This is a genomic window from Porphyromonas macacae DSM 20710 = JCM 13914, from assembly GCF_000379945.1.
Lineage (GTDB): Bacteria > Bacteroidota > Bacteroidia > Bacteroidales > Porphyromonadaceae > Porphyromonas > Porphyromonas macacae.
In genome coordinates this window covers 619,254-635,526 of sequence record NZ_KB904124.1, presented here as the reverse complement: position 1 = coordinate 635,526, position 16,273 = coordinate 619,254, and the positions used below count along the sequence as shown (strand labels likewise).

Sequence of the window (16,273 nt, the reverse complement as noted above, 5' to 3'; positions counted from 1 at the left end):
AATCATAGTTTATGATAGATATTTCTATTGTTATACCTCTTTATAATGAGGCCGAATCTCTACCCGAGCTGGAAGGATGGATCCGGAGAGTTATGGATGAGAATTCTTTCACCTATGAAATAATATTCGTGGATGACGGCAGTACTGATAATTCATGGTCTGTAATCCAACATCTTAAACAAGAAAATCCGAATGTTTACGGGATTAAGTTCAGACGTAACTACGGGAAATCTCCCGGTTTACAATGTGGATTCAAAAAGACTCAAGGCAAAGTCGTTATCACGATGGACGCAGATCTACAGGACAGTCCGGATGAAATCCCCGAACTCTACCGTATGATCACCGAAGAGGATTATGACTTAGTCAGTGGCTGGAAGAAAAAACGGCATGACCCGATACTGAGTAAGAATTTGCCGAGCAAACTGTTTAACTATACAGCCAGACGACTCTCCGGTATCCGTAATTTGCATGATTTTAACTGTGGTCTCAAGGCTTACCGCCGCGAAGTGATAGAGGACATAGAAATATACAATGATATGCACCGGTATATTCCTTATCTGGCCAAAAATGCCGGTTACTCCAGAATCGGAGAAAAGGTTGTGCACCATCAAGCCCGGAAGTACGGAAAATCGAAATTCGGTATCAGCCGTTTCTTCAATGGCTATTTAGATTTAATCACATTGTGGTTTACGAGTAAATTCGGACGCAGGCCGATGCACTTTTTCGGCCTTATCGGCACCATTATGTTTCTCATCGGCTTCATAGCATTGGCCATCGTACTGATCAATAAATTCATAGCCCTCAAAAATGGAGTTCCTGCTCCCCTCGTAACGGACAGGCCCTACTTCTTCATTTCTCTCGCAGCTATGATTCTGGGCACTCAACTTTTTGTGACAGGTTTTATCACAGAATTAATGGGACGCCAAAATCCGCACCGTAATGATTATACCATAGAAAAAGAATTATAGAACCATGACATTAGGCGATATTTTTACTTCTCGAAATTCTATCCGCTGTTTTTTACCGAAAGCCGTTGAAAACGAGAAATTACAACATATCCTCGAAGCCGGCCGGTTAGCACCTTCAGCCTGCAATAAACAACCATGGACTTTCTTGGTCATAAACGAACCCGAAGCAAAAAAAGCTTTGTGCAGTTGCTATAGTCGCTCGTGGTTTGCAGAAGCTCCTCTTTATATTGTGATCATCGGACATCACAACGAAGCCTGGAGCCGTCCTTCCGGCAACTCCGTGGATATAGACACCTCCATAGCCACAACGCAAATGATGTTACAGGCACACGAACTCGGTCTTTCATCCACATGGGTTTGCGCTTTCGATCAGGATCTTTGTAAAAAACTATTCGGAATGTCCGAAGAAATGGAACCGGTATCTATTTTGGCTATCGGCTACGCCGATGAAAATCGAATAACCCAAACAGACAAAAAAAGAAAAAGTCTGGAAGAAGTAGTCAAATACAATCAACTTTAAATGAAAATGAGTATTTCCTCAATAATAATGAAGATTGCAAATGTATCGTTTGCAATCTTTTCTTTAATAGGATTTTCGGCTTGTACCGGAAATAAAAGCAATGACACCGGATATCTGAAAATCAGCGGAGAACGGTTTCACACGTATTACCATATCACATATCAAGGCACAGAAGATTTTTCAAACGGGATAGATTCGGTTTTCGAGGTTTTTAATCATTCGGCAAATCCATTCGATACCACAAGTTTAATTGCAGCAATAAACAACAATCAGGGAAACCGCATGGACGATATATTGAAAACAATAATAACCCGTTCATTCGATATATCCAAAGCGTCCGGCGGAGCCTATGATATTACATGCTCGCCGCTGATCAATGCGTGGGGATTCGGATATGAGCATTTTAACGAAGTGGATGCCCGGATAATCGATAGCCTTAAAAAGTTTGTCGGTTATGAAAAAATAACTTTGGCAAACGACACGCTTATCAAGCAGGATGAGAGGATGAAGTTAGACCTGTCTTCCATCAGTAAGGGTTATTGCTCGGATCTGATAGCTTCTTTCCTTAAATCCAGAGGAGTAGAAAACTTCTTGGTGGAGATCGGGGGGGAAATTGCTTATAAGGGTGTAAATCCGAATGGAGAGGCCTGGCGTGTAGGCATCAATAAACCGCTGTTCGATACAACAGGATTAATTCAGGATCTGGAAGAAATCGTTGTGCTAAAAGGAAATGGAGGTTTGGCTACATCCGGAAACTATCGAAATTTCAAGTTGATCGATGGTAAACGCGTAGGGCATACGATCGACCCCGAGAGCGGTTATCCCATCCAAACCGATGTATTGAGTGCTACGGTAATCGCCGCCGACTGCATGACCGCCGACGGACTTGCCACTGCTCTGATGGTAGTGGGCTCTCAGAAAGCGGAAGAACTGATGAGCAAGTTTTCAAATACAGAGTATTTATTGATTTTGGGAACAAAAGACGAAAACGGCTTTAAGACCATGGCAAGCCCGGGGTTCAGACAGAAAATCATTTCAAAATAGGTCCTTTATTATTGTAATTTCATTATTTACAATTATTTTTGCACAAAAATATCTAAAATGTGCAAAATAATAAGTAAACTATGATAGAAACAAATTTTATTTCTATATATCAAGACAGTTTTCGTAAAAATTGGGATTTGAAAGCGCTGTCTGATTACGGAACAAATAAGACTTATACTTACGCCGATTTGGCTAAACGTATTGCGGAATGGCATTTGATTTTTAAGCAAATCGGACTAAAGCCCGGCGAAAAGGTAGCTGTAATGGGTAAAGACCACGCAGAATGGTGCGTCAGTTTCATGTCTACTCTGACGTATGGTGCCGTTGTCGTGCCTATTCTTCAAGATTTTTCGGCTGTGGATACAGAAGTTATTCTGGAACATTCGGAAACTAAAGTCCTTTTCATAGATCCGGATATCTGGGCAAAACTAAACCCGAAAAAAGTGTCGGATATTATAGCTGTCTTTAATATCAATAACGGCAATGTTCTATCCGAACACAGTACAACAGGCGGCGATAGCCTGACTTCCTACTGCGAGTCTATACGGAAACACTTCGAAGCTGCATATCCTGAGGGGTTTTCCAAAAAAGACGTAGTATACCATTTTACACCCAATGAACATCTGGTTTTGCTGAATTATACTTCGGGAACTACCGGTTTCAGTAAAGGGGTTATGATCACAGGCAACAATCTGGCCGGCAATATATTATTCGCCCGTAAATATGAAATCATTAAAAAGCATGAAGTCATATTGAACTTCCTGCCTTTAGCACATACGTACGGCTGTACGTTTAACTTCTTTTTGCCTTTGGCACAGGGGTCACATATTTATTTGCTCGGAAAAATTCCTGCACCATCCATTCTTCTAAAAGCATTTAAGACCATCAGGCCGAACCTGATTATCAGTGTACCTCTTGTTTTTGAACGAATTTATCGTGATACCATTCTTCCCAAGTTAAATAAACCTGCAGTCAAAGCTCTTTCATCGGTACCGCTGTTGCGTAAGCTCGTGTACAAGAAAATTCATAAAGCTTTGAATGAGGGGTTAGGCGGTAATTTCAGAGAAGTCATCGTAGGTGGAGCAGCGATGAATGAAGAAGTGAGTCGTTTTCTGAAGAAAATCCGTTTCAAATTCACTGTTGGTTATGGCATGACAGAGTGTGCCCCTCTAATCTCGTATTGCTCCTGGAGAGAATGGCGTATCGGCTCTTGCGGCAAACCTCTGGATGGATTTATGGAAGCCCGTATCGACTATACAGGCTACGAAAATCAGGAAAACGGAGAGATACAGGTTCGTGGCGAGCATGTCTGCATGGGATATTTCAAGAAGCCAGACCTGACAGAAGAATTATTTACCGAAGACGGCTGGATGCATACCGGAGATTTGGGATGTATGGATAAAGACGGATTCATTTACATTCGAGGCCGTTCTAAAGCAATGCTTTTGAGTGCCAACGGACAAAATATCTTTCCGGAAACAATCGAATCCAAACTGAATATTTTCCCGCTGGTATCAGAGTCGCTGGTAGTCTCCAGAAACAAACGCTTAGAGGCTTTGGTCGTTCCCAACATGGATGCCATCAAGGCTCAGGGACTGACTCCCGAAGAAGGCTGGGCAAAGATTGAAGAATTCAGAACTACCCTGAATGAGCAGTTAGGTTCTTATGAAAAGGTCACCCGTTTCGAGCGTCATGATGAGCCGTTTATTAAAACTCCGAAACAGAGCATAAAACGTTATTTGTATACCAACTGATAGATAACACACTATTTCAAGGGGTTGTGTCAAAATTCATTTTTGGCGCAGCCCCTTTCAGATGCGTCAGAAAGCGTAAAGTACAAGGCGCTGAGGCTGAGAATCAAGGGAGCGTACTGAAGTACGTGATCGAAGCCCGGGGTCGCAACGAATGCAGTAATCTGCGCATGATGATACACCGTCTTTTTCATATTATTCAGCAAAAGGCCTGATAAATCGATGGTTGATTCCCAATCGAAACAAACCGTCTCTTCAAAATTAAAGCAGCCACCTTTGCTCTCACGAGGCAGATGGCTGCAGACACTATTGAACTATATAAAAGAGAGAAACGTCTATTTTATAATCACATTAAAAAGCAAAAAACGGGATTTCGCTTTTCATGGTGTATTATGATAATTAAGTCTTTATTCTTACAAGGTTATCCTTTCACAAAGGTAAAATAAAATCCTAAACAAACAACTTGTTTTCCTATTATTCAGGATAAAGCAAGTATGATTTCCGAAGCTCTTTATAAGACTGTAAAGAGGGCTCCCAGGTTTTCCGAATTTCCGCTTCGCTTAAACCTCGTGCAAGTTGTTTTGCCGTTCGACGATTTCCAATCAGCAATTCAAAAGTGCGTTTTCTGTTTATCAAATGCAAACCGTTTGCCACTGCAATCCTATTGAAATGGATAATCGGAGCCAGTGAAAATCCTTGTGGAGCCTGTTTTTGACGATAATCTATTCCATAGCATTTCTTTCCTTTGTGCAGAGGATTGGAAGCACCCTGTTGAGGACGAGGGATGAATGAAAACTTACCGAAGTTTCTTTGCGGATATCCGACCGTCTCAAAAGGGAAATCCGTTCCACGCCCCACGCTCATTATCGTAGCCTCGAAAAGGCACAACGAAGGGTACCAGGCAATAGCCTGATCGCTGCATAAATTGGGGCTGGGGTTTACGGGAAGAGAATAGTGCATTCCATGCTGCCAACCACGCATTGGGATAACTCTCAGATTACATAGAACAGCATTTTTCAACCAGCCTTCACCATTGATCATCAGGGCTAATTCGCCCACAGTAAGACCATGCAAAACAGGAATCGGATGTACACCGATAAAGGATCTGCAATCTTTTTCCAACACAGGGCCATCTACATAATCTTTCGGATTAGGGCGATCGCAAACAATAAACAATAGGTTATTCTCGGCAGCAGCTTCCATTGCATAGTGCATCGTACTGATATAAGTATAGAAACGTGCACCCACATCCTGTATATCGAAAACTATTGCATCCACATCTTTGAGATGCTGGGAGGGCGGCTTCTTTTCAGGGCCGTAAAGCGAAACAATGGGTATCCCTGTCTTAATGTCTTTTCCGTCTTTTATGGTCTGCCCGGCATCGCCTGTTCCCCTGAAACCATGCTCCGGCACCATGATTTTCGTAATATTTACCCCGACACCGAGCAATGTATCGATTAAGTGTACGTGCTCTTTGCCTACCACACTGGTATGGTTTACAATAAGAGCCACGCGTTTTTGTTCGAGCAGCGGAAGAAGGATATCGAGCCGTTCACTTCCCAACGTAATCATTCCGTTTTGCTGGCCGGGAAGTATGAAAATGTTCAAAAAAAGAAACAGAACAACAAGCGGAAAAAGCTTTTTCATGAAAAAGGAACAAATTTGGATTTATTCGCTGAGAAGGCGTTGCTGAAGTTCTTCCGGACCGATATCCACATGGATTTCGCCTCTATGCGCCAAAGAAATGGTTCCTCTTTCCTCGCTAATGATAATAACTTTGGCATCCGTTTCCTGTGCCAGCCCCAGGGCCGAACGGTGACGGAGACCTAAATCTTTGCTCAAATCTTCATTATTGGCCACCGGCAGAATACATCCGGCAGCCCTGATCTGATTGTGTGAGATAATCATGGCACCGTCATGAAGAGGGCTATTCTTGAAGAAAATATTTTCAATCAGCCGGGCATTGATATCCGAACGGAACATTTCACCTGTATATTCGTATGCCGATAAATCCATCATCTGCTGTATGGCAATCAACGCACCCGTTTTCTTACGTGCCAGATTCATCGAAGCCAATACCACCGGAGCCACATATTTCGTTCCCTCCTTTTCGCTGCCTTTTTTATGCTCCATGAAAATATTCCTGAGGAATTTTATCCCGTTGGCGCTACCAATCGAAGAAAGAAAACGACGGATTTCTTCCTGGAAGATAATTACCAGCACCAATACGCCCACGCTCACAAACTTGTTCAATATCGCTCCCATCAATCTCATCTGAAATACCTGAGATATCAATATCCACAATACGATAAAAGCAATAATACCCATGAACAATGCCCGGCTTCCCGAGTTTTTGAGCATATTGTAGACATAAAACATAAAAATGGCTACAAAGAATATATCTAAAGCATCTTTAATCGTAAAAGGCAACCACATAAGAAATAGCGTATTAGAATAATATCGGCAATAAATTTAATGATTATTGCCAATCTTATAATGAGAAGGGTCCTTTAACTGCTCTCCCTTCTTTAATAAACCGACTATTCGAACACATTCGACAGCTTCTCTCACATCGTGAACACGCAGGATGTCTGCTCCATGGAGCAAACTGTAGGTATTCAATGCAGTCGTACCGTTCAGGGCCTCCTGCGGTGTGCTGTCGAACAGTTTGTAAATCATGCTTTTTCTGGAAATACCCACCAACAGCGGCAGAGGAAGTATGCGAGTGATTTCGTCCATTCGCGCCATCAGTTCATAGTTTTGCAGCGTTGTTTTACTGAAACCGAATCCGGGATCCAGCACGATGTCCTTCACTCCCAATTCTCTCAGCCGGGTTGTCTTTTGAATAAAATAGTCCAGAACATCTACAGCTATATCTTTATATTCCGTAAACTGCTGCATGGTTTCAGGTGTTCCGCGCATGTGCATAAGGATATAAGGCACATTGAGTCTTGCCACTGTTTCAAACATTTTCGGGTCTATCTGCCCTCCGGAAATATCGTTGATCATCGCCACATTATACTCTTCCACACAAGCAGCAGCTATATCGGCTCTGAAAGTATCTACCGAAACCGGCAGGCCGGGAAACTCGTCTCTGAGTATCTTCAGTCCCGGACGCAGACGCTCCATTTCTTCTGCCGGGCTGATATCAGCTGCTCCCGGTCTTGAACTGTATGCACCGATATCAACCATCGTGCCGCCTTCGGATATAATTTGCTTTATTCTGTTCCGAAATTTGGTTTCCTCTCCCACTCTGCTACCTGCATAGAAAGAGTCGGGTGTCACATTGACAATACCCATGACGGCAGCATTCTCCAGAGAAAATAATTTACCTCCAAGGTTGAGAGTCGTTTGTTTCATGACCATGATCGATTCTATTAAATAGTATATCTCTGTATATTCCATATGTCCCATAAACGGCTTAAAATCGTTTATGGGACATCTTATTGCATCATCTGTTCAAAAAAGTTAATATTCGATATTCTTCTTGCCCAAAAGCTCTTCAAAATACTCGCCTCTGGTAATCACCCCGTTTTTAACGGCTACGGTTTCGATTTCGGCATAAGCAGAGATTTCACCGCTTTCGGTAAAAATATACTGGTCAAAGATAAGATAAGGCCCCTTTTTGCGACATTTAAGAGAACTGGTAAAACGGTCTCCGCTGCGAAGGGATTTTTTGTAGGTTATGGATACCCTGTATACAAAAGCATCGACACCCATCTCGTGCATACGCGCAAAATTGTCACCTAAAGACTCCAGGAACTCGTGGCGTGTATGCTCCATATAGTGCTGATAATTGGCATTGTTGACTACGCCCTGCAAGTCGCATTCGTAGTCTCTTACTTTCATATCGATGCTGAATATAAAATCTTTCGGGGTTTTCATTTTTATATTATATATAAGAATTAATAGTGGTTTCTCGTTAACTGATCTGTAAAGGTCTGTCTCTGAAAAGGTAAACCTTATCATTGGGACGAACTTTTTCCGGTACCTTGAAAGATATGCACTGCCCTTTAACGGCTTTCTCTACCGGTTTCAGATCGAATCGAATTTCGTCCACGGTCATCCGGATCAATCCGGTCGTAGGTCCTGTGATAAGAATTTCATCTCCCACACTCAATTCACCTGTCTGAATTTCCACTTCCGCTACTTCTATATTGGAAAAGTATTTGTTTATTTTTCCGATATATACTTTTTCTTTCGTGGCATCAGATCCGTAACGCGAAGTCCATTCGCCCAAGCGCTTTCCGGAGTAATAACCATCCCAGAAGCCGCGATTAAAAACAGTCGAAAGCCTGCTGTTCCATTCCTCCACGTCCGCTTCTTCGAATGTACCGTTGCAGCAAGCCTGCAACGCTTCTTTATAGGCCTTTACAACCGTATATACATATTCGGGGCCTCTGGCGCGTCCTTCGATTTTGAAAACACGTACGCCGGCATCTACCATTTTATTGATGAAATGAATGGTTTTCAGGTCTTTTGGAGACATGATATATTCGTTCTCGATATCCAATTCGATGCCCGTGTCTTTATCTTTAACCGTGTAAGCCCGTCTGCATATCTGTCCGCATGCTCCTCTGTTTGCACTGCTGTTAAGTTCATGCAGGCTCAGGTAGCATTTGCCGCTGACAGCCATACACAGTGCTCCGTGTACAAACATTTCGATACGGATCAACTCCCCACCGGGCCCTTTAATCTCCTCTTTTTCGATTGTTTCGTATATCTGTTTTACCTGTTCGAGGCTCAGCTCACGCGCCAGCACCACAACATCTGCAAACCGGGCATAAAATCTCAGCGCCTCCACATTACATATATTGAGCTGTGTCGAGAGGTGAACTTCCACCCCGATACTGCGCGCATATTGCATTACAGCCACATCACTTGCTATAATGGCGGATATGCCTGCATCTTTAGCGGCATCGACGATATTGCGCATCAGCGCCAGATCACTGTCATAGATAATCGTATTTACGGTCAGATAACTTTTAACCCCGGCCTCCCGGCAAATGTCACAGATGCGTCGCAGATCTTCTTCAGTGAAATTATTTGCCGATCGGGCACGCATATTCAATCCTTCGATACCGAAATATACCGAACCTGCCCCGGCTTTGATGGCAGCCATAAGGGATTCGTATGAACCCGCAGGGGCCATAATTTCAAGGTCCTTTTCTAAATTTTGGTAAGTCATAACCGGCATATTATTTGTGACAAAGATAAACACAATAGCTCAAGAGGTGGCATTTTTTTGCACAAAAAAGAAGAAAGTGTGAAATATCATTCCCCTTATCGGAATACAAATAAACAGGAAGAACTTAAATACGGTATCGAATGCCGTATTTAAGGTTATGAAAGAAAAGGAGTTCTAACATTTTTTATTATCTTTAAGAGTAAAACAAGAGAGATGTTTTTAAGAAAATTGTAGAACAACACGATTAAATTGAAAGGGTTATTATGGCAAATGGTAATGTAAAATTCGCCTTGGGTGTAGCAGTCGGGGCGTTGGTAGGAGCACTGAGTGCTTATTTTTCAGATCGCAACAGACGTGAGCGATTCCTCGATGATATGTACAGTACGGCCGATAAGTTTAAGGACTCGGTGGTAGAAGGTTATTACGATGCAAAAGATAAATATATGCGTTATAAAGACCGTCTTATCAAAGAAACGGAAGACATCGTGGATGAAATCGAAGAAGAACTGAATGATGCTACCAAATAAATAGTGTGGCATATAGCAATCAAAAGTCACTACATGCGGAGATTGGTTGTCGGTTTGCGGTAAATCACGTATATCCGGTGTGCCGATCTTCGCATTCTGTTTTTGATTCTTTTCTTAAGTCGTTTGTTCAGCCTGTTGGAGTTCGGAAGAGGAGAGCGACCTGTATACAAGGTCTTCTTGAAAACAGTATATAATCACGAATAATAAATATAAACTATGCAAATAGATGATAATCACTTCAAATCTCTGAAAAACGAAGCCGGCAATTATTTGAAAGCACAAATCGAACGCTTTTATTATGCAATGGGCATAAGGGTTTCAAGAGCATTCGGTTATATCGGTCATTTTTTGTTGGTAGTTGTTTTTGCAGCAGCAGCTTTTCTTTTTTTGAATATCGCTTTAAGTTTCGCTGTCGGCAGCTGGCTGAAGAGTACACCCGCAATGGGTTTCTTAATTGTAGGAGGTTTCTATTTCCTGTTGTTGATGATCTGGCTATTCGTTAAGCCCAAGAATTCCGGTTTACTGAAAAGCAAGGTTGCATCCTTCTTCCTGAATTTGGCCGATGATGTCCGCCGCGAAATGGAAGCCGACATTCCGGAAAAGATGAAAAAGAAGGAACTGCCGGCCAATGAAGATAAAGAACAGGCATCTTTTAACAAATAAGAACGAAAGGAGGATCAGAAATGAAATATTCTTATGATTTATTGAAAAAAAGATATGAAGATGCTCTTTTTCAAGCAAAGGTATCAGAACAAAATCTTCAGCGTCGACTCCAGTATGTTAACGAAAACAAATCGGACATCATTAAACAAAAAGCATACAGAACGGTAGCTCCGCATAATTCTTTTGCAGATCGCACAGTTAGAAGAATTAAAATCCTCAAGGGACATGCCGGACAAATCTTTTCGAGTTTCATACCGGGGATTTTCAAGCCTTCCAAACAAAAAAACGAAAATATCTTAGGGCACATACGAAATACCGGAGGACGAATTACAGGACACGCTTCGGATGAAAGACCCCGGCCATTGGAAATGACCGTGGCAGACGAAAAACTGGGACAAAATATTTACGAAATCATAAAACCTGTCCTATGGATCGGAACAATGTCTTTCGTAAAGAGGAACTTTCTTAACAGAATATTCAGACGTAAGAAAAAGTAAAACACAGTCAAAGTTTATTTTTCCATATAAGGGGCTGTATCAAAATTCGATTTTGGCACAGCCCCTATTAGGTACGTCAGAATGCGTACTAAGACTGAGGCTCAAAGGAGTGTGCTGAAGTACGTGACTGAAGCCGAATGTCGCAAGCAAGGCATTAATTTGCGTATGATGGCACGCGTCTTTTCATAATATCCCCTCTCATTTATAACCGCAATAGATAAAAAAGAATCCCCCTTTTTCAGTGTCTGTTATTGCCGGTCAAAAAAATCCTGTTAAGACGATTGAAAATTCTCTGCCTGATGGATGAAAATTCTTCAGGCAAACGATTTTTATCCAAGTTAACTTGGTTTTTTATTTTCCTTAACAAGAATTTTCATCCATCAGGCAGAGAATTTCCCATTTCTTACCATTGTGCTATTATCCCCCTGCTTGGTGAGTTCCCAACACGCATGAAAACAAACAAACAAAGCCTTTTTATCTTTGGTAATAATTGCTATTTTTACAAAGGATTGCGAGCCTTTGATCAAAAAGGCGGACAACTCTGCAAAAATAAATCTGTAAGATGAATCTGGACGCAAAAACATCTATGGATACCCTGTTGCAATGGGGGAATATTCAGATTACGATACACGGTCTTATCAATGCGGGTATTATCGTTGTTGTAGTCATCCTGCTCCTGTTTGCCATAAAAAAGGGATTGGATAGGATTTCCACCCTCGATGTTGGCAAAAAATATTCCCTCAATAGACTTATAAATTATGGTGTCTGGCTCTTTACGATCGTTATCCTGCTGCAAAACTTCGGCTTAAATCTCTCGGTCATACTGGCGGGGTCGGCAGCTCTGCTCGTGGGAATCGGTTTGGGGTTGCAAAATGTTTTCAGCGACTTCTTTTCCGGTCTGGTTATTCTTCTGGACTCTTCTGTAAAGGTCGGAGATATTATCAATTTGGGAGGAATGGTATGCCAGGTTAAGGAAATCAAGATGCGCACGACTTGTGTTATAACCCGTGACGATAAAATAATCATTTTGCCCAATTCGCAACTGACCAGACAACAGCTGATCAATTGGAGCCACAACACGCAGGTTTCACGGTTCGACGTATCCGTAGGAGCAAGCTATAAAGCCGATGTGGAAACGGTGTGCAAGCTGATGATAGAAGCGGCGAAAATGCAACCGGAAGTTCTGCCCCACCCGAATCCTTTTGTACGGTTGAACGAATTTGAAGCCCATGCGGTTCACTATACGGTCTACTTTTGGTGTAATAACCTCTTCAGGGTTGAAAACATAAAAAGCGATATCCGCAAAAATATCTTCCGTCTGTTCAAACAAAATAATATTGATATACCTTTGCCTCAGCGAGTGATACATTACGCTGAAAACAATGATAAAAAGAATGAAATTTAATGTTATGGCGTGCAAAAACTGCACACCGGTTTCTATAAATAATTTATTGAACTGATTATTATGACTATCGACCAATTCGATTTCAATGGTAAGAGAGTATTCGTCAGGGTAGATTTCAATGTCCCTCTTGACGAAAAATTTAACATTACGGACGACACACGCATCAAAGCGGCTCTTCCCACTCTAAAGAAAATCATCGCTGACGGGGGAATGCCCGTTATCGGCTCGCATCTGGGACGCCCGAAAGGTGTGGAAGAAAAATATTCGCTCAAACATATTTTAGCTCATGTACAGGAATTGCTCGGATGCACCGTAAAGTTTGCACCGGACTGTGTGGGCGAAGAAGCCATGCAGATGGCTGAAAATTTGAATCCGGGCGAAGCTCTTCTGCTTGAAAATCTTCGTTTCTACGCCGAAGAAGAGGGTAAACCCCGAGGTCTGAAAGAAGATGCTTCGGATAAAGAAAAGGCAAGCGCAAAAAAGGCGGTAAAAGAGAGCCAAAAAGCCTTTACAAAAAAATTGGCTTCCATGGCGGATGCTTATGTAAACGATGCCTTCGGTACGGCTCACCGTGCACATGCTTCTACGGCTTTGATTGCAGATTATTTCGATAAGGATCATAAAATGTTCGGCTACCTGATGGAAAAAGAGGTAAAAGCCATTCAAAAGATCAATAACGATTTCGAGCGTCCTTTCACGGCCATTATGGGCGGATCTAAAGTTTCTTCCAAAATCGAAATCATCGAAAACCTGCTTAATAAAGTGGATAATCTCATCCTCACCGGCGGCATGAGCTATACATTCGCAAAAGCCGGAGGCGGAAAGATCGGGAATTCGATTTGTGAAAACGACAAACTGGACCTGGCCCTCGAAATCATAGCCAAGGCAAAAGAAAAGGGGGTAAATCTGGTCATCTCCACCGATGCCAAAATAGCAGACAGCTTTAGCAATGATGCCAAAACTCAATATGCACCAAACAACGAAATCCCCGATGGTTGGGAAGGTTTGGACATCGGCCCCGATAGCATCGAAACTTTCAGAAAAGTTATCCTGAACTCAAAAACCATTTTATGGAACGGCCCCACAGGTGTATTCGAATTTGAAAATTTCACCCATGGCTCCCGTGCCGTAGCCGAAGCCATAGCCGAAGCCACACGTAACAGCGCTTTCTCCCTCGTGGGTGGAGGAGACAGTGTTGCCTGTGTAAACAAATTCGGACTGGCAGACCAAATGAGTTACGTAAGCACCGGCGGCGGTGCACTATTGGAGGCTATCGAAGGAAAAAGACTTCCGGGCATTGCAGCCATCGAAGATTGATAATTAAGCAAAAGAGACTCGGGCTGTCTTCTTTAGTCGAAAGGCTGAAAGGCAGCCCGTTTTCTGTGTTTTCCGAAAAAACGCTCGGACGAATTTTAGGCAAAATCCATATCTTTATAAAAAATAAAAAGTTCCATGACAGGAAATATCAACAGCGATACGATTTGTGCCACGGCCACGGCTGCGGGCATGGGTGGAATTGCGGTTATCCGCATATCAGGTCCTGAAGCTCTCACCTATACCCTGCCCTATCTGAAAAAAAGAGGTAAACCGATTGAATTGCCCGATCGGCAAGCCGTTTTCTGCACTTTCAACTCCTCCGGCGGGGATATGTTGGATGAAGTGGTGGCTACGGCTTTTCATGCTCCGCATTCATACACAGGAGAGAATGTTATCGAAATCAGTTGTCACGCCTCCACCTACATCGAACAAAATATACTCCAAACGTTAATAGCCTCAGGATGCCGGTTGGCAGAACCGGGCGAATTTACCCAACGTGCCTATCTCAATGGAAAAATGGATTTGAGCCAGGCCGAGGCTGTAGCCGATCTCATAGCGAGCGAAAGCCGTGCCCAACACCGTATGGCCATGCAACAAATGCGGGGATCTTTCAGCAACGAGTTAAACGGACTGAGAGACAAGCTCCTGCACTTCACCTCATTAATGGAGTTGGAACTGGATTTCAGTGAGGAAGATGTCACCTTCGCCAATCGCGACGAACTGCTGACTTTTGCGAAAGACATCGTCGACCGCATCAATCGTCTGGAGCAAAGTTTCAGACTGGGCAATGCCATAAAAAAAGGTATTCCCGTGGCTATCGTAGGTCCCACCAATGCAGGCAAAAGTACCTTGCTCAACAGGCTGGTGGGTGAAGAAAAAGCTATTGTAAGCAACATTCACGGCACAACCCGGGACGTTATCGAAGATACGGTTGTCATAGACGGCGTTCTGTATCGTTTCATCGATACGGCAGGACTGAGGCATACGGAAGACGTTGTCGAGTCCATGGGTATCGAACGAAGTTTCAAAAAACTCAAAGAGGCCGCCATCGTACTCGTTATTTTGGATATTACGGAAGTAATCAAGAACGGACTTCCCGCAGTTTATCTCGATGTGATCGAACATCTCGTCCCGGAACAAAGGCTGATTACCGTATTCAATAAAATTGATCTGGCAGACGAAGACCGGATTGCCTGTTTCAACGAATCAGTCTTAAAAAACGGAAGTGTAGCTTACGTGTCGGCATCGAAAGACCGGCAAATGGATTATCTGAGATCGGAGATTGCCAAGGCAGCCGCCCTGCCCTCCGTGGCTGAAGGCGATATTGTCATCAGCAACGCACGCCACCACGCATTGTTGCTAAAAGCAAATCGATCGCTCAATCAGGTCATCCAAGGGCTGACAAACGGACTAAGCGGGGATCTGCTTGCACAGGATTTACGAGAAGCCATCCACCTGCTCGGGGAAATCACCGGCGGAGAAATTACCAGTGAAAATATTCTCCACAACATCTTCAAACACTTCTGCATCGGCAAGTAAGACTTGATTAACATCAATCACTCAATAGGGTCTTTGCCAAAAGCGAAGTAAAGCCTAAAAGTTTTTTGTCCAACTTTTAGGCTTTACTTCAAGTTCAATCTTCATCAAGTATCCATTCATCTCCATGAAGCGTTTAGAGGAGAGCTCATCAAAGTGATTACTAAGCTCGGCGAGCGCATCCACGAAATGAAGAAAGGCATTGCCGAGGTATGAATAAGTCAAGACGAAGCAACCGACAAACTCTTTACAGAACTCCAAACTAAACAAACCTCTCCCGAAGTTAAGGTCACGAAGTACTACCTTCTGGATGCCAAATGCTGAACAGAATGGCTCGTATGGAGTGTGATGGTCGCTTTCCTCGCCTGCGTTATCGGTTGGGCATCGCATTTCTATGGTGTCAATCAAACCCTTGATAGTCACGCTCTCCGCTATCGTATCCTACGAATGGAGCTCGGCTATACACAGCCAAACATCGCCAGCCTTGACAGCCTTTTCTCAGCAGAGGACTCAGATGACAGCATCCGCAAGCTCCGCTCTCGTGTCACGAACTACGAACTCGCCATCGAACGCCAAGCCGAACTCCAGCTCCAGCAACAACGTCTCTCCCAAGAGCAAGAAGCCCTCACTCAACAACTGAAACACTAAAACAATATATTGCTGTCCGCTAAACTTTAGAAGAGGGAAAAATAGGGCTTTCAATCCTAGTGAATAGGTTGTATTCCGTCTGATTTTGTTTGAGTAAGCCCCTCCACCTTTATACAGCACTGATTTTGCCGGACAGCCGACCTTGAGGAAGGATGAAAACCGTATAACCGCACACATTCCCTTCTCCCGTCTACTATTCAAAAACCTCT

General features: G+C 43.1%; 17 protein-coding genes. 11 read left to right on the top strand and 6 right to left on the bottom strand.

Annotation, left to right across the window (positions count from 1 at the left end):
* Positions 1-14 precede the first annotated feature (14 nt).
* The 4 genes from A3GI_RS0102965 (at position 15) to A3GI_RS0102950 (ending at position 4,286) form a co-directional block, all read left to right on the top strand.
* Entirely contained in the window at positions 15-968 is a 954-nt protein-coding gene (locus tag A3GI_RS0102965; RefSeq protein WP_025079570.1) for a glycosyltransferase family 2 protein, read from the top strand.
* A 4-nt stretch (positions 969-972) separates the two neighbouring features.
* Positions 973-1,488 (top strand): nitroreductase family protein, encoded by a 516-nt coding sequence (locus tag A3GI_RS0102960; RefSeq protein WP_018359983.1) that lies wholly within the window; start codon positions 973-975, stop codon positions 1,486-1,488.
* A 27-nt stretch (positions 1,489-1,515) separates the two neighbouring features.
* Positions 1,516-2,532: an FAD:protein FMN transferase gene (locus tag A3GI_RS0102955; RefSeq protein ID WP_025079569.1), complete on the top strand. Its 1,017-nt coding sequence runs from the start codon at positions 1,516-1,518 to the stop codon at positions 2,530-2,532.
* A gap of 80 nt (positions 2,533-2,612) precedes the next feature.
* Positions 2,613-4,286: an AMP-binding protein gene (locus tag A3GI_RS0102950; protein ID WP_018359981.1), complete on the top strand. Its 1,674-nt coding sequence runs from the start codon at positions 2,613-2,615 to the stop codon at positions 4,284-4,286.
* A gap of 471 nt (positions 4,287-4,757) precedes the next feature.
* Here A3GI_RS0102950 and A3GI_RS0102935 read toward each other — a convergent pair whose 3' ends face one another.
* The 5 genes from A3GI_RS0102935 to A3GI_RS0102915 form a co-directional block, all read right to left on the bottom strand.
* Positions 4,758-5,930: an exo-beta-N-acetylmuramidase NamZ family protein gene (locus tag A3GI_RS0102935; protein ID WP_018359978.1), complete on the bottom strand. Its 1,173-nt coding sequence runs from the start codon at positions 5,928-5,930 to the stop codon at positions 4,758-4,760.
* Between the two features lie 21 nt (positions 5,931-5,951).
* Positions 5,952-6,719 (bottom strand): diadenylate cyclase, encoded by a 768-nt coding sequence (locus A3GI_RS0102930; protein ID WP_018359977.1) that lies wholly within the window; start codon positions 6,717-6,719, stop codon positions 5,952-5,954.
* Positions 6,720-6,755: 36 nt separating this feature from the next.
* The gene (folP, locus tag A3GI_RS10365; RefSeq protein WP_040575245.1) at positions 6,756-7,643 is read right to left on the bottom strand and encodes a dihydropteroate synthase; all 888 of its coding nucleotides are present in this window, start codon (positions 7,641-7,643) and stop codon (positions 6,756-6,758) included.
* Between the two features lie 108 nt (positions 7,644-7,751).
* On the bottom strand, positions 7,752-8,168 hold the full coding sequence (locus tag A3GI_RS0102920; protein ID WP_018359975.1) for an acyl-CoA thioesterase: 417 nt from the start codon (positions 8,166-8,168) through the stop codon (positions 7,752-7,754).
* 37 nt (positions 8,169-8,205) lie between these two features.
* Positions 8,206-9,480, bottom strand: coding sequence for a collagenase-like protease (locus tag A3GI_RS0102915; protein ID WP_018359974.1), 1,275 nt, complete (start codon positions 9,478-9,480; stop codon positions 8,206-8,208).
* 254 nt (positions 9,481-9,734) lie between these two features.
* Here A3GI_RS0102915 and A3GI_RS0102905 point away from each other — a divergent pair, with 254 nt between their 5' ends.
* From A3GI_RS0102905 to mnmE, 7 genes are all read left to right on the top strand, one after another.
* A complete protein-coding gene (locus A3GI_RS0102905; RefSeq protein ID WP_018359973.1) occupies positions 9,735-9,998 on the top strand; it encodes a YtxH domain-containing protein in 264 nt (87 codons plus the stop codon).
* Positions 9,999-10,214: 216 nt separating this feature from the next.
* Positions 10,215-10,661, top strand: coding sequence for a hypothetical protein (locus tag A3GI_RS10360; RefSeq protein WP_018359972.1), 447 nt, complete (start codon positions 10,215-10,217; stop codon positions 10,659-10,661).
* A gap of 20 nt (positions 10,662-10,681) precedes the next feature.
* The gene (locus tag A3GI_RS0102895) at positions 10,682-11,158 is read left to right on the top strand and encodes a hypothetical protein (protein WP_018359971.1); all 477 of its coding nucleotides are present in this window, start codon (positions 10,682-10,684) and stop codon (positions 11,156-11,158) included.
* A gap of 299 nt (positions 11,159-11,457) precedes the next feature.
* Positions 11,458-11,724, top strand: coding sequence for a hypothetical protein (locus tag A3GI_RS0102890; RefSeq protein ID WP_018359970.1), 267 nt, complete (start codon positions 11,458-11,460; stop codon positions 11,722-11,724).
* Positions 11,721-12,563: a mechanosensitive ion channel family protein gene (locus A3GI_RS0102885; protein ID WP_018359969.1), complete on the top strand. Its 843-nt coding sequence runs from the start codon at positions 11,721-11,723 to the stop codon at positions 12,561-12,563. The genes A3GI_RS0102890 and A3GI_RS0102885 overlap by 4 nt, the downstream gene beginning before the upstream one ends.
* Before the next feature lie 60 nt (positions 12,564-12,623).
* A complete protein-coding gene (locus tag A3GI_RS0102880) occupies positions 12,624-13,880 on the top strand; it encodes a phosphoglycerate kinase (RefSeq protein ID WP_018359968.1) in 1,257 nt (418 codons plus the stop codon).
* Positions 13,881-14,015: 135 nt separating this feature from the next.
* The gene (mnmE, locus tag A3GI_RS0102875; RefSeq protein ID WP_018359967.1) at positions 14,016-15,419 is read left to right on the top strand and encodes a tRNA uridine-5-carboxymethylaminomethyl(34) synthesis GTPase MnmE; all 1,404 of its coding nucleotides are present in this window, start codon (positions 14,016-14,018) and stop codon (positions 15,417-15,419) included.
* A 507-nt stretch (positions 15,420-15,926) separates the two neighbouring features.
* Here the strand turns inward: mnmE and A3GI_RS11585 are convergent.
* Positions 15,927-16,118 carry a hypothetical protein gene (locus tag A3GI_RS11585; RefSeq protein ID WP_154647827.1) on the bottom strand — a complete coding sequence of 64 codons (192 nt, stop codon included), beginning with the start codon at positions 16,116-16,118 and terminating at the stop codon, positions 15,927-15,929.
* Positions 16,119-16,273: the final 155 nt, after the last annotated feature.

Coding starts and splice junctions, on each gene's coding strand:
- A3GI_RS0102960 (WP_018359983.1), top strand. CDS start 973: ATGACATTAGGCGATATTTTTACTTCTCGAAATTCTATCCGCTGTTTT.
- A3GI_RS0102955 (WP_025079569.1), top strand. CDS start 1,516: ATGAAGATTGCAAATGTATCGTTTGCAATCTTTTCTTTAATAGGATTT.
- A3GI_RS0102950 (WP_018359981.1), top strand. CDS start 2,613: ATGATAGAAACAAATTTTATTTCTATATATCAAGACAGTTTTCGTAAA.
- A3GI_RS0102935 (WP_018359978.1), bottom strand. CDS start 5,930: ATGAAAAAGCTTTTTCCGCTTGTTGTTCTGTTTCTTTTTTTGAACATT.
- A3GI_RS0102930 (WP_018359977.1), bottom strand. CDS start 6,719: ATGTGGTTGCCTTTTACGATTAAAGATGCTTTAGATATATTCTTTGTA.
- folP (WP_040575245.1), bottom strand. CDS start 7,643: ATGAAACAAACGACTCTCAACCTTGGAGGTAAATTATTTTCTCTGGAG.
- A3GI_RS0102920 (WP_018359975.1), bottom strand. CDS start 8,168: ATGAAAACCCCGAAAGATTTTATATTCAGCATCGATATGAAAGTAAGA.
- A3GI_RS0102915 (WP_018359974.1), bottom strand. CDS start 9,480: ATGCCGGTTATGACTTACCAAAATTTAGAAAAGGACCTTGAAATTATG.
- A3GI_RS0102905 (WP_018359973.1), top strand. CDS start 9,735: ATGGCAAATGGTAATGTAAAATTCGCCTTGGGTGTAGCAGTCGGGGCG.
- A3GI_RS10360 (WP_018359972.1), top strand. CDS start 10,215: ATGCAAATAGATGATAATCACTTCAAATCTCTGAAAAACGAAGCCGGC.
- A3GI_RS0102895 (WP_018359971.1), top strand. CDS start 10,682: ATGAAATATTCTTATGATTTATTGAAAAAAAGATATGAAGATGCTCTT.
- A3GI_RS0102890 (WP_018359970.1), top strand. CDS start 11,458: ATGGATGAAAATTCTTCAGGCAAACGATTTTTATCCAAGTTAACTTGG.
- A3GI_RS0102885 (WP_018359969.1), top strand. CDS start 11,721: ATGAATCTGGACGCAAAAACATCTATGGATACCCTGTTGCAATGGGGG.
- A3GI_RS0102880 (WP_018359968.1), top strand. CDS start 12,624: ATGACTATCGACCAATTCGATTTCAATGGTAAGAGAGTATTCGTCAGG.
- mnmE (WP_018359967.1), top strand. CDS start 14,016: ATGACAGGAAATATCAACAGCGATACGATTTGTGCCACGGCCACGGCT.